Source organism: Roseibium sp. AWQ4_254, from assembly GCF_056161025.1.
The window spans coordinates 49906-62960 of the sequence record NZ_JBSWYH010000020.1 but is presented as its reverse complement, the minus strand read 5'-3'; the positions used below and the strand labels follow the sequence as shown (position 1 = coordinate 62960).

Genomic DNA, 13055 nt, shown 5'->3' with positions numbered 1-13055 from the left:
AGAGACCCCGATGCTCGTGACCACCACCAACACCGTTCAGGGCAAGGATCTGGACTATAAGGGCCTTGTCACCGGGGAGGCCATTCTCGGCGCGAACCTGTTCAAGGACCTGTTCGCCGGAATTCGCGATATCGTTGGAGGCCGGTCCGGCGCATATGAGGAAGAGCTGGCTAAGGCGCGCACCATTGCAATCAACGAAATGTGTCAGCAGGCACAGGCCATGGGGGCAAATGCGGTGATCGGCGTGGATCTTGACTATGAAACCGTGGGCCAGAATGGCTCCATGCTGATGGTCAGTGCCACTGGAACGGCGGTTATTGTCCGCTGAGGCCGCCGGTGACGGAAGCCCGGCGGCAAGGCGGTGCCTCACCAATGCCTGACACCTTTCTGCTGCATCCAGGATTTTCCGAAGACCAGCGCGGGACGGCGGCGCAGCTCTTCTGGGACGCCTTTGCGGGCAAACTCGGCTTTGTCCTGCGGCCGGCTCCCAGGGCGCTTGCGTTTCTGGAGGCGGTCCTGGACCCGGCCTTTGCAATCGGAGCCAGTGCGCCCGACGGCACCTTGCTGGGTCTTGCAGGCTTCAAGACCCGAGAGGGGGCCTTGACCGATGGATCGCTGGGGCAGCTATGCAGCACCTATGGTGCCCTTGGAGGACTCTGGCGGGCGCTGCTTCTGGAGGGCCTGGAGCGGACGGTGGAACCGGACGGGCTGCTGATGGACGGCATTTTTGTCAGTGCCGCCGCCCGTGGCCAGGGCATTGGCAGCGCGCTTTTGCAAAGTGTGTTTGACAAGGCGGCCCAGGACGGGCTGAAGAAGGTCCGCCTGGATGTGGTCGACACCAATCCCCGGGCGCGGGCCCTTTATGAACGGATGGGGTTTGAGGCAGTGTCAGAGGAAAAAACCGGTCCGCTTCGCCATGTTTTCGGTTTTTCGGCGGCAACGCGCATGGAAAAGCGGATCGGCCGGGCTGCAGAGAAGACATAGCATCCTTTCGGGCGCCGCAGTGTACAGCAGAGCGCTTCAAAGGTATCGTGATGTGCAATGCCAAGGGAGGATGGCATGCGCGACGTAGACCATGTCAGCGAAATCGACCGGGTCTTGCAGGGACACGAGACCGGCAGGGATACGCTTGTGTCAGAAAGCTGGCGGCGCTGCGTGGAGACCTACGGCATGGATCCGGCCCGCCCGGAACCGGCCCATATCGTCACGGACCAGCAGCTGCGCGAACATCAGGAACAGTCCGAACGGCTGATTGCAACGGCCCGGTCTGGGCTGCGGAGCCTGTTCAAGCAGGTTGCGGGACAGAATTATGTGCTCCTGCTGGCGGATTCCAAAGGCATCTGCGTCGACTTTTTTGGCGATCCCCGTTTTGAGGAAGACCTGCGTCAGGCGGGGCTTTATCTTGGCTCCGACTGGTCGGAAGGTCTGGCCGGAACCTGCGGAGTCGGGTCGTGTCTGGTCACGGGCAAGGCGGTCACGATCCATCAGGGAGACCATTTCGGCCTTCCCCACACGCCGCTCTCCTGCACGTCGGCCCCGATCTATGACACGAACGGAAACCTGTCTGCCGTGCTGGATATTTCCCTGCTACGCTCCCCCAGTCCGAAATCAAGTCAGAATCTGGCCATGAACCTTGTCACCGCCTCGGCCCGCCGGGTGGAAATGGCCAATCTCATGGCCATGACCCGGCGTGAATGGGTGCTGCGTTTTTCCACTTCTGCGGAGTTTCTGGATGTGGACCCGGAAGCCGCTATTGCCCTCGACGGCAGCGGCCGCATCACGGGCATGACCCGGGGCGCGCGCGAGCTTCTGGCTCCGGAGGATTTTTTCGCGCCCCAAGGGCGGTCTGGATTGATCGGGTCCCGGATTGACATGCATCTGGATCTGGACATCAACGAGCTGCCCGCCCTCATGAGCGGGCGCCCGCCGGAAGACAGGGTGCTGCGCTTGCGGGATGGCCGGGGGCTCTATGCCCATGCGATTGCCCCGCAGGCGGCCCGGCATCCGGCGGGGCCTGTGGCACGTGGGCTGCCGGGCCCGATGCGCAGCTTCTGTGGACCGGATGCGGCCCTTGCCGGTTTGGCCGCCCAGGCTGCCCGGCTGGCCCCCACCCGGCTGCCCCTGCTGCTGAGCGGTGAAACGGGAACCGGCAAAGACTATCTGGCCAGGGCAATCCATGTGCTGGGCCCGTCGGACCGGTCCTTTCACAGCCTGTGCTGCTGCGGGCTCAAGGCCGGACAGCTGGCTGAGCTTGCCACGGCTCCGGCCGGAACCTTGTTCCTGCGCGGGGTTGAGGATCTGGACGGGCAGGAGCAGGCAGAGCTTCTGGCGCTTCTGGCGCTTCTGGACGCACGCAGCGACCTGCGCGCGATTGCCTCCACCCGGCGGGATCCGGAAAGCGCCCTGAAGCTCAAGGGCCTCCGGCCGGATCTTTATTTCCGTTTGGCAGGAGCCGTACTTGTTCTGCCGCCGCTGCGCCACCGGAAAGATTTCGACTGGCTGGTGGACCGGTTGCTGCGGCGTTCGCCCCGGGATGTCCGCCTGTCTCCGGCCGCGCGCACGGAGCTAGGCGGACGGGCCTGGCCGGGCAATATCCGCGAGCTTGCCAATATGCTTCACGGGGTCCTGGCGATTGTGGACGGGCCGCTCATCGATGTTGCCGACCTGCCGGTCTACCCCCTGGCCGGGCCGCAGCAGCAGGACCCCGGGGCGGAGCTTGAAACGCTTCTGGAGGCTTGCGGGGGGAACATGTCGAAGGCCGCACGGCGGCTCGGGGTCAACCGGTCCACGGTACTCCGGCGGATGCGCAAGGCCGGCCTGATTGGCAAAGACCCGTCCTGAGCTTTTCTGCCAATCCTTGGTGCGGATGTGTTGCATGTTGTTGCGTGCGCAACAGAATTGAAAAAATCCGGCCGCGTGCTGGCATTTTGGGCTGAATTCAGTCGCCATCAAGGAGCTGGCTTTGCGATCCTTCCTGCGCATTCAGGGAGGAACAAAATGCTCGACACACCATTGGTGCATCAAACCCAAACCTTTCTCGACACATTCGGCGCGGCCCTTGAGGCGGGGTGGATCGAGGAGGCTGTGGATCTGTTTCAGGACGACTGCTACTGGCGGGATCTGATCGCATTTACCTGGAACATCAAGACCGTTGAAGGCAAGGACCAGGTCCGGGATATGCTGACCCACCAGTTGAGCGCGGCATCCCCGGCCAACTGGCAGCTGGCGGACGGGGAAATTCCGGCCGAAGAAGGCGGCGTTGTCACCGCCTGGATCCGCTTTGAGACGGCGCTGGCCCGTGGCTACGGGCTGATCCGGCTGAAAGATGGCAAGATCTGGACGCTGCTGACGACCATGGTTGAGTTGAAGGGCCATGAAGAGCCCAAGGGCTTCAACCGGCCGCTCGGCGCCAAACACGGGGCGTCTAAACACCGGACCACCTGGAAGGAAGAGCGGACCCGCGAAGAGGCCGAGCTTGGCCACATGGAGCAACCCTATTGCGTGATTGTTGGCGGCGGCCAGGGCGGCATCGCGCTGGGGGCCCGCCTGCGCCAGCTCTCAGTGCCCACCATCATCATTGAAAAGAATGCCCGCCCGGGAGACAGCTGGCGCAACCGCTACAAGTCTCTCTGCCTGCATGATCCGGTCTGGTACGACCATCTGCCCTATATCAAGTTTCCGGACACCTGGCCGGTCTTCAGTCCGAAGGACAAGATCGGCGACTGGCTGGAAATGTATACCAAGGTGATGGAGCTGAACTACTGGAGTTCAACCCTGGCCAAATCTGCCAGCTATGATCCGCAGCGCAAGGAATGGACCCTTGTGGTGGAGCGGGATGGCCGGGAAATCACCTTGCGGCCGAAGCAGCTGGTCATGGCCACCGGCATGTCCGGCAAAGCCAATATTCCCGCCTTTCCGGGCATGGAGCGCTTCAGGGGCGACCAGCACCATTCATCCAGACATCCTGGTCCGGATGCCTATCGCGGCAAGAAAGCTGTTGTTGTCGGCTCCAACAATTCTGCCCACGACATCTGCGCAGCCCTTTGGGAAAACGACGTTGATGTGACCATGGTGCAGCGCTCGTCGACCCATATCGTCAAATCCGAGACCCTGATGGATGTGGGGCTTGGGGCGCTGTATTCCGAAGAGGCCGTACGCTCCGGCATGACCACCGAAAAGGCGGATCTGGTCTTCGCGTCCCTGCCCTACCGCATTCTGCACGAATTTCAGATCCCGGCCTATGCGGAAATGAAAAAGCGCGATGCAGTGTTCTATGCAGGGCTGGAAAAGGCCGGGTTCTGGCTGGACTGGGGCGATGATGACAGCGGGTTGTTCATGAAATACCTGCGCCGCGGATCCGGTTACTACATCGATATCGGCGCCAGCCAGCTCATCATCGACGGCGAGATCAAGCTGAAGCGGGGGCAGGTCACCGAGATTGCCGAGGACGGTGTGCTTCTGGACGATGGCACCCGGCTGGAAGCGGACGTGATTGTCTATGCGACCGGCTACGGCTCCATGAACGGCTGGGTGGCCGACCTTATGGGCCAGGACATGGCGGACAGGGTCGGCAAGGTCTGGGGTCTGGGGTCAGACACCACCAAGGATCCGGGCCCCTGGGAAGGCGAACAGCGCAACATGTGGAAGCCGACGCAGCAGGAGGCGCTATGGTTCCATGGCGGCAACCTGCACCAGTCACGGCACTATTCCCAGTATCTCTCCTTGCAGCTGAAAGCGCGGATGGAGGGTCTTGAGACACCGGTCTACGGTTTGCAGGAAGTGCATCACCTGTCCTGACACCCCCGGACAGGAAACAAACGCCCCCGGTCAAGGGCCGGGGGTGTTTTTTGAGGGCAAACAACATTTTGTCGGATGTGCCTTGCGCTGTTTGAGATCAGAGACTTCAACGCAAAAGACAAGCGGGTTTTCGTCAGGCGATCGCGGCCCGCTTCAAAACCTGGTGTTAGGGGCTCAAAACCCTTCGAACAGGGCCGTGGTCATGTAGCGTTCTGCAAAGGACGGGATGATGATCACAATGTTCTTGCCCGCCATGTCGTCCCGCTGGCCAACCCGGATGGCAGCCGTCAGCGCCGCGCCGGATGAAATACCGACCGGAACGCCTTCTGTTGCGGCGACTTCCCGGGCCATGGCAAACGCATCCTCATTGGCTATGGTTTGAACCTCATCAAAGAGGCTTGTGTCCAACACACCAGGCACAAAGCCTGCGCCGATCCCCTGGATCTTGTGCGGCCCGGGTGTTCCTCCGGACAGAACCGGGCTGTCCGCCGGTTCCACAGCCACCACATGAAGCTCCGGTTTGCGGCCTTTCAGCACCTCAGAAACCCCGGTAAGGGTGCCGCCGGTACCGATGCCGGAAACGAACACATCGATCTGGCCGTCGGTATCATTCCAGATTTCCTCTGCCGTGGTGTTGCGGTGGATCTCCGGATTGGCCGGGTTATTAAACTGCTGCGGCATGACCGCGCCGTCGATTTCCGACAGCAATTCCTCAGCGCGTGCGATGGCGCCTTTCATGCCTTTGGCCCCGTCGGTCAGTTCCAGCTCGGCCCCCAGGATCTTGAACATTTTGCGCCGTTCCACGGACATGGTTTCCGGCATGACCAGAACCAGCCGGTACCCCTTGGCGGCAGCGACAAAGGCAAGTGCGATACCGGTGTTGCCGGAGGTTGGCTCCACAAGGGTTGAGCGGTCCGGCTCAATCAGCCCGTCCTGTTCCATGGCCTCCACCATGGCAACGCCGATCCGGTCCTTGACGCTGGAAATCGGATTGAAGAATTCCAGCTTGGCCAGAAGGTTGGCGTGCACGTTATGCGCCTTGGCCAGACGGTTCAGGCGCACGATGGGCGTGTCGCCGATGGTCTCCGTGATGGAGGAATAGATTTTTCCGCGGCCGAATGTTTTCAGTGTCATGCCGTCTCTCCCTGGACCCCGTCATGCACAGCCTGTCTGGGAGGCGCATCGAAACGGGGAACGTTTTCAAAAATGCTCTTGTTGACCGGATCTCAAAATAGGACCCGTTGAGCAAATTTTTAAGGGATCGGACTTTTCCGGACAACAGGCTGCGGAGAACCTTTTTTCAAGAACAGCCTGCTTGCGGAAAAATCAGCCCGGTCAGTTCGCTCATCTGCTCAAACAGGACCGCCCCGGCCTTTTGTAGGGCTGCCCGGTCAGCGGATGGGTCATCGACATAGGCAAAAACGCGCATATTTGCCGCCCGGGCGGCTTTAACGCCGGGCAGGCTGTCTTCCACGACGACGCAGGCCTCCGGCGCAAAGCCGAGGCTGCGGGCCGCCAGAAGAAACACATCAGGCGCAGGTTTTCCACGGGCACAGTCTTCGGCTGAAAAGAGCCGGCCTTCCAGGCGCGGCAGCAAGCCCGCACTGCCAAGGGTCGTGCGCATCTTCTGATAGCGTCCGGAAGACCCGACACAATAGGGCAGCCCGGCCGTGTCCAGCGCGTCAAGCACGCCGGAGATCCCCGGAATGGCCGGGACGCCTGCCTTGAAGCTTTCCAGATCCCGCGCGCGCACCTGATCCGGCCAGTCTTGCGGCAGGGCCTGGCCGATAAGGGCTTCGACCATCTCCTGCACATTTTCAAGGGTGCGGCCCATGAAACGCCGCTGGCATTCCGGCCCGGAGATCGGATAGCCAAGATCCGTGATCAGTTCGGCCATGTTGGCGTTGGTGAGCCGCTCAGTGTCTACCAGAACGCCGTCACAATCAAAGATAACCAGGTCAGGTATCATGGGACCTGTCAGTTCTCGCCAGTGGAGCCGAAACCGCCGGTGCCCCGGATCGTTTCCGATAGGGCGCCGACCTCTTGGATCTCGGCCTGCAGCACGGGCGCAATCACCATCTGGGCGATCCGGTCCCCCCGGTTGATCTGAAACGGCGCGTCTCCGAGATTGATCAGGATGACCTTAACCTCGCCCCGGTAGTCCGCGTCGATGGTGCCGGGTGTGTTCAGAACCGTCACGCCGTGTTTGGCCGCAAGGCCGGAGCGGGGGCGCACCTGTGCTTCAAAGCCGGCCGGCAGGGCCATGGCAAGGCCAGTCGGCACCAGTGCACGCGCGCCGGGCACCAGCTCAAGGGGCGTGTCGACCGCCGCAAGCAGGTCGAGACCAGCGGCCAGTTCCGATTGGTAAGCCGGCAAAGGCAGGTCAAGGCCATGGTCGAGGCGTTTCAGTTCCAAAGTAACGCTCATGCAATTCGTTCCGTATTTGAGTTGAGTGCGAATGACGACATTCGGCGTCTCCTGTCAAGTTTGCCAATGCAGTGTCATTTCTGCAGAAATTTGATCTAACCACTTGAAGTCGCGACGTTCGCCTGAAACACTCTGGCCATCGAATTGTTGCCTTGGTTGGGAGATTTGCAACATGAGACGTTTGTTTTTTGCAGTTGCGGCAGGGGTTTTTCTGGTTGCCGCGCCAGCGGCCTTCGCCCAAACGGTCGGATTTGCCGAAGCCATCAAGATCCTGTCGGCAAGTTGCGGCAAGGACATCAACACCTATTGCAAGTCCGCAACGCTGGCCAATAACGGGATCGGCAAATGCCTTGAAGAAAACCAGGCGAAGATTTCGCAAAAGTGCAATGCCGACCGGCAGGTCGTGACGTCACTCATCCAGGAACGGCTGGCGGCTCAGGCTGCGGCACCGAAGATCTGCCAGCGCGATGCGGCCCAATATTGCAAGGGCGTGAAGGCCGGTGCCGGTCACATCCTGCGCTGCCTGCTAAAGGCGCAACCTTCCGTCAGCAAAAAATGCAACACCGCCATCGACCTGGCCGGCTACCGTTAAGTTTTCCCGGAGCAATTTCATGAAAAAGTGTTTACTTGCCGGCCTGTCGGCTGCTCTTGTCGCCATGTCCGCCTCCGCTGCGTTTGCCCAGACCAAGCTCAGCCGCAACGAGATTATCAACTCTCTTCAGGGCGCCCAGCAGAAAGTTGATGTCACGGCGGATGACTTGCAAAAAGCCGCCTTTGAGAACATCCAGAAATATCCGGGCGGCAACGCGCCGGGCAATCTGCCGCTCTGGGACAAGCTGGCCTCCCTGCGCCAGTTCAACGTGGAAATCACCTTTGAGCTGAACTCCGCCCGCATCCGGCCCGAATCCTACGAAACCGTGGGTCTGATCGCCGATGCGCTGCATACACCGTATCTTCAGGGTCAGACCTTCTTCATTGTCGGCCATACGGATGCAACGGGACCGCGGGAATACAATCTGGAACTGTCCATCAAACGGGCGCAGTCTGTCCGCGAAGCGCTGGTCACCACTTTCCAGGTGCCGGGAGAGTATCTGAAGGCGGTCGGCCTCGGTGAGGAGCAGCTCCGGGATCCCTCCAAACCCGATGCGGCGATCAACCGCCGGGTCCAGCTGATCAATGTGGGCTACCGTTGACAGGTTGACCCGGTCAGCAGGGTCACAGACCTGTCAGCCGCTCCCGGGAGGCCGGGGGCGGTTTTTGTTTGCCGGGATTGTTCTCAAATCCGGAACAGCCCTTTTCCGAAAACGTGCCTTCTGATCGCTTTGAAGCTGACTATCCTTAAGGCATGGAGTTGAAAGTGAATGGAAGGAGAGCCCGGATGAGCGCGGCTCTGAACCCGGTTCCACCGGTCTTTTTCGCCCATGGATCGCCGACCCTGGCCGTGGAAGACACGCCGGCCAGCCGGTTTCTGAAGGGATTTTCCAGATATCAGGATTGCCCGAACGCGGTGCTGATCCTGTCGGCCCATTGGCAGACGGAGCGGCTGAAACTGTCCGCCCCCGGGCCGCTGCGCACCTATCATGATTTCCGGGGGTTTCCGCCGGAGCTCTACGAGATCAGCTATCCGGCGAGCGCCAGCGAAGACCAGGTTGATGAAACAGCCAAGCTTTTGGAAGCAAGTGGCTATGACGTCGAGCTGGACAGCGAGTGGGGGCTGGATCACGGTGCCTGGGTGCCCCTGTCCCTGGCCTTTCCGCGTGCCAATATTCCGGTCGCCGCCTTGTCTCTTCCCATCGGCAGCACCCCGCAAAGCCTCTATGAGCTTGGCCGCGCCATTGCCCCGTTGAAGGAGAAGGGGGTTCTGATTGCCGGCTCGGGCAGCACCACGCACAATCTGGGCGAGATGGGCCCGCAAGGGGCGGACACTCCCGGTTGGGTCAGGACATTCGACAACTGGCTGGAAAAAGGTCTCACAAGTGGCCAGATCAGCTATTTTCAGAACCTTGAAGCGGCTCCGGACTATGGCCGGAACCACCCGACAAATGAACATATCCTTCCGGTGTTTTTCCCCTTGGGGGCCACCGGGACGCAGGCCCATGCGGAGTTGTTGCACAGAAGCTATGAATACGGCTCCCTCAGCATGAGTTATTTCCGCTTTGCCGCATGAGCCCTTTGGCGCAGGTAAGGAGGTAGGACCGGCAGGTCTATTTCAGCTCGCCAAGCTCAAGGGCCATTTCCCAGGAAACGGGGTCAAAGCCGACAAAATTCTTGACCGCCCCTTCCACGATGGGCCGTTTGATGGTGGACGGATTGCTGGTCATAACGTCCAGGGCGCTGGCTGCATCGGTCACACCGTCCTTGGTATCTTCGTCAAGCTTGCGCCAAGTGGTGCCGCGTTTGTTCAAAATGGTTTCCCAGCCGAACTCCTTCACGAAATCCGCCAGCTTACCGCTGTCCACACCCTCTTTCTTGTAGTCATGAAATTCATAGGCGACCCCCGCCTCTTCGAGAAATTTGCGGGCTTTCTTGACCGTGTCGCAGTTCTTGATGCCGTAAACTTTCATTGCGCGTCTTTCCTTGATCAGGCTCTGTGGCGCGGAGAGTTGCGCTTTGGCGCCGGGCTTTCAAGCCCCGCGGGCCACTTTCCACGGCTCCGGCTTGACCCGGGCGCGTTCTCAAGTATCAGGTCTTTGAGCGAAGGTGGAGGGGCCGCGCCTTCGCCAGCCAGCAAGAGGGAAAGGTCCTGCGCAACAGCCGGGAGACAGGCATGACAGCATCTGCAAAACCGGTCGCTTCGGCCAAGCCCCAGGCCAGCCCCCTGGCCAGAATGGCCCCTTCCCTGGGCAACTGGCGCCAGCGCCTGCGTCTGTGGAGCGGGCTGATCCTGTTCGTCTTTTGCCTCAGCCACTTTTCCAACCATGCGCTGGGCATTGTTTCTGTCGAGGCGATGGAGGCGGCGTCTGTCTGGCACTACCGCATCTGGCGCAGTGTCCCCGGCGAGCTGCTTCTCATTGTTGCGGCCCTGACGCATGTTGTGCTGGCCCTGTGGCGGACCGCCCGGCGGCGGACCTTGAAAATGCCCCGGTGGGAATTTGTCCAGCTTGTCCTTGGTTTCTACATCCCCTGGACGCTGATTCCCCATGTGGTCACTACCATGGGGCTCGCCAACGGGTTCGGCTTTTCCCCGACCTATCACCAGATGCTGACCATTCTCTGGCCCTCCAACGCGGTGTCTCAATCCCTGCTGCTTCTGGTGGTCTGGGGCCATGCCATGCTGGGCCTGCATTTCTGGCTCCGTCTATATCCGCTCTATCACCGGCTGCGCCATGCCGCGCTGGCCTTTGCCATCGCTCTGCCGGTTCTGGCCCTTTGGGGGTTCATTGAAGGCGCGCGCCGTCTGGAACTGGCGAAGGAAGTCAAGGTGACGGTGACAGAGGGCCAGTTCGACTGGCTCTACACGGTGACCGGCCAGATCCGCGCCGTCGTGTTTGGCCTGATTGCCGTCAGCCTGCTTGTGATCCTGATCCGCTATCTCTTCAGCTTGAGTGCCCTCAGGCTGACCATTTCCTATCCCGGCAGCCTCACGGTGAAAGCCAAGCCCGGCGCCACATTGCTGGAAATCAGCCGCAGCAATGATGTCCCGATTGCATCCGTGTGCGGGGGCCGCGCCAGATGTTCAACCTGCCGGGTCAAGGTGCTGGAGGGGAAGGATAAATTGTCGCCGCCGGAAGGCGCTGAAAAGGCCGTGCTGGCCAGGATCGGTGCGGAAGGCGATGTCCGGCTCGCTTGCCAGATCCGGCCGCAGCACAATATCGGGGTGCAGCCGCTGGTGTCGGTCAAGGCGGGTGCCCTGTCCGGTGACAGTCTCAAGGATGCCTATTATTGGGGCGTGGAGCAGGAGGTTGTGGTGATGTTCGTGGATTTGCGCAACTTCACCCGCATCACGGAAGCTCAGCTTGCCTACGATGTGGTGTATCTTCTGAACAATTATCTGGACCTCTCCTCAGCCGCAATCCTCGCCGAAGGCGGGTTTGTCGACAAGTTCATCGGCGACGGCATCATGGCCATCTTCGGCATGGACACCAATGCGAAGATCGGCGCGCGGCAGGCCTTGCGGGCTGCCCGGAGGATCGAACAGGTGATGACAACCCTGAACGCGGAAAAGGCCCCCCAGTTCCGGGACCCTATCCGCCTTGGCATCGGCCTCCATCTGGGATCTGCGATCCTGGGGCGGATCGGCGCAGCCGGGACCAATGGCGGGCTGACAGCCCTGGGCGATGTGGTCAATACCGCAAGCCGCCTGGAAACGGAAAACAAGTCGTTGGGCAGTTTCCTGGCGGTTTCCAAGTCTGTTATAGACGCGGCCGAGGCCAGAGTGCCGGAGGCGCAAACGGCGGAAATCACCCTTCGCGGCAAGGAAGCTCCCTTGCAGATATATGCCTTGCGCAGCCTGGAAACACTGGACCTGCCAGCCTCTTGATGGACAACCGCGCATCAGGGCTACAAATCACCCGCCAGCTCGCCGGCCCCGAAAGGATTTTTTTTGACACTTCGCTACACACCGCAGGACATGCTGGAAAAGCTCATTTCCTTCAACACGATTTCGGACCGCAGCAATCTCGATCTGATCGCCTTTGTCGAAGGTTATCTGGACGGTCATGGGGTGGCTTCCACACGGGTGCCGGACGGGACAGGCACCAAGGCGGGCCTGCACGCGCGCATCGGTCCGGCGGTGGCGGGCGGAGTGGTTCTGTCCGCGCACACGGATGTGGTGCCAGTGGAGGGGCAGGCATGGTCAAGTGATCCGTTCACGGCCCGGATTGACGCCGGGCGGCTTTATGGGCGCGGAGCGGCCGACATGAAGGGCTTTGCAGCGGTGGTTCTGGCCAAAGTGCCGGACTTTCTGGCCGCAAACCTGCAGCGGCCCATCCACATTGCACTGTCCTATGACGAGGAAATCGGCTGTTTCGGGGCCGGGCCGCTGGCACATGACATTCTGGCAAGGGAAGCCCTGCCGGATTTCGTCATTGTGGGCGAGCCAACAAATATGAAGGTTGTGACCGGCCACAAGGGCATTGTCGTTCTCAAGACCACGGTGACCGGGCATCCGGCCCATTCCAGCCAGTTGCACCGGGGCGTTTCAGCCATTTCCGCAGCCGCCAGGCTGATTTCCTGGCTGGATGCGCGCACAGCGGACAACAAGGCCAAGGCAGACCCGCATTGCCCGTTCATCCCTCCCTATACGACGCTCCATAGCGGCGTCATCAAAGGCGGGGAGGCCCACAACATCACGGCGCAAACCTGCGAATTCGTGTCCGATATCCGCCTGCTGCCCGGAGAGGCCGCAGCCGGCTGGATTGCCGCCTACAAAGGGTTCATCGAGCAGGATGTTCTTCCTGCAATGCTTGAAATTTCTGACGAGTGCTCAATAAAGGTTGAGGAGTTGGCAAATGTGCCGGGCCTTGCGGAAGAAACCGACGGCATGGCCGAAATGGTTGTCCGCGGCCTGACCGGTGACAATGGCCGGAACGTGGTGGTTTATGCGACAGAAGGGGGGATCTTTCAGGAGCATGGCCTGTCGACGGTTGTGTGTGGTCCCGGATCGATCGATCAGGCGCATCAAGCGGATGAATTTATTGCACTTGCCGAGCTTGACCGTTGCGCATCCTTTTTGGACAAACTGCAGCACGAAATGTCGCGAATTCGGGCATAAACAAATTTGAACTCAGACATTTGCAATGTCATAGTTCGCGCCAGTCATTGTCGGACATCTTCAGAAATTTGAGGGGCCCGGCGAAATTGGGTTGGGCAGGAAACGGGGAAAAACGAGG

At 60.6% G+C, this 13055-nt stretch carries 13 protein-coding genes; 9 read left to right on the top strand and 4 right to left on the bottom strand.

Features of this window, described 5'->3' with window-relative positions:
• Positions 1–10 precede the first annotated feature (10 nt).
• The 4 genes from ACXAIC_RS16110 (at position 11) to ACXAIC_RS16095 (ending at position 4797) form a co-directional block, all read left to right on the top strand.
• Positions 11–328 (top strand): heavy metal-binding domain-containing protein, encoded by a 318-nt coding sequence (locus ACXAIC_RS16110; RefSeq protein WP_475181839.1) that lies wholly within the window; start codon positions 11–13, stop codon positions 326–328.
• Positions 329–372: 44 nt separating this feature from the next.
• Positions 373–984 (top strand): GNAT family N-acetyltransferase, encoded by a 612-nt coding sequence (locus tag ACXAIC_RS16105; RefSeq protein ID WP_475181834.1) that lies wholly within the window; start codon positions 373–375, stop codon positions 982–984.
• A 75-nt stretch (positions 985–1059) separates the two neighbouring features.
• Positions 1060–2841 (top strand): sigma-54-dependent Fis family transcriptional regulator, encoded by a 1782-nt coding sequence (locus tag ACXAIC_RS16100; protein ID WP_475181828.1) that lies wholly within the window; start codon positions 1060–1062, stop codon positions 2839–2841.
• Between the two features lie 156 nt (positions 2842–2997).
• Entirely contained in the window at positions 2998–4797 is a 1800-nt protein-coding gene (locus ACXAIC_RS16095) for an NAD(P)/FAD-dependent oxidoreductase (protein WP_475181825.1), read from the top strand.
• A 174-nt stretch (positions 4798–4971) separates the two neighbouring features.
• Here ACXAIC_RS16095 and cysK read toward each other — a convergent pair whose 3' ends face one another.
• The 3 genes from cysK to dut form a co-directional block, all read right to left on the bottom strand.
• Positions 4972–5931: a cysteine synthase A gene (gene cysK / locus ACXAIC_RS16090; protein ID WP_475181820.1), complete on the bottom strand. Its 960-nt coding sequence runs from the start codon at positions 5929–5931 to the stop codon at positions 4972–4974.
• A 166-nt stretch (positions 5932–6097) separates the two neighbouring features.
• Positions 6098–6766 (bottom strand): HAD family hydrolase, encoded by a 669-nt coding sequence (locus ACXAIC_RS16085; protein WP_475181816.1) that lies wholly within the window; start codon positions 6764–6766, stop codon positions 6098–6100.
• An 8-nt stretch (positions 6767–6774) separates the two neighbouring features.
• Complete coding sequence (gene dut, locus ACXAIC_RS16080; RefSeq protein WP_475181811.1) at positions 6775–7224, bottom strand: dUTP diphosphatase; 450 nt, start codon at positions 7222–7224, stop codon at positions 6775–6777.
• Positions 7225–7396: 172 nt separating this feature from the next.
• Here dut and ACXAIC_RS16075 point away from each other — a divergent pair, with 172 nt between their 5' ends.
• The 3 genes from ACXAIC_RS16075 (at position 7397) to ACXAIC_RS16065 (ending at position 9391) form a co-directional block, all read left to right on the top strand.
• Positions 7397–7816 (top strand): hypothetical protein, encoded by a 420-nt coding sequence (locus ACXAIC_RS16075; RefSeq protein ID WP_475181807.1) that lies wholly within the window; start codon positions 7397–7399, stop codon positions 7814–7816.
• A gap of 19 nt (positions 7817–7835) precedes the next feature.
• Positions 7836–8417 carry an OmpA family protein gene (locus ACXAIC_RS16070; RefSeq protein ID WP_475181802.1) on the top strand — a complete coding sequence of 194 codons (582 nt, stop codon included), beginning with the start codon at positions 7836–7838 and terminating at the stop codon, positions 8415–8417.
• 185 nt (positions 8418–8602) lie between these two features.
• Positions 8603–9391: a DODA-type extradiol aromatic ring-opening family dioxygenase gene (locus ACXAIC_RS16065; RefSeq protein ID WP_475181798.1), complete on the top strand. Its 789-nt coding sequence runs from the start codon at positions 8603–8605 to the stop codon at positions 9389–9391.
• A 37-nt stretch (positions 9392–9428) separates the two neighbouring features.
• Here the strand turns inward: ACXAIC_RS16065 and ACXAIC_RS16060 are convergent, their stop codons facing one another.
• The gene (locus ACXAIC_RS16060; RefSeq protein WP_475181794.1) at positions 9429–9788 is read right to left on the bottom strand and encodes an ArsC family reductase; all 360 of its coding nucleotides are present in this window, start codon (positions 9786–9788) and stop codon (positions 9429–9431) included.
• 203 nt (positions 9789–9991) lie between these two features.
• On the opposite strand from ACXAIC_RS16060, the gene ACXAIC_RS16055 reads away from it, so the two are divergent.
• On the top strand, positions 9992–11704 hold the full coding sequence (locus ACXAIC_RS16055; RefSeq protein ID WP_475181789.1) for an adenylate/guanylate cyclase domain-containing protein: 1713 nt from the start codon (positions 9992–9994) through the stop codon (positions 11702–11704).
• 63 nt (positions 11705–11767) lie between these two features.
• A complete protein-coding gene (gene argE, locus ACXAIC_RS16050) occupies positions 11768–12937 on the top strand; it encodes an acetylornithine deacetylase (RefSeq protein ID WP_475181785.1) in 1170 nt (389 codons plus the stop codon).
• Positions 12938–13055: the final 118 nt, after the last annotated feature.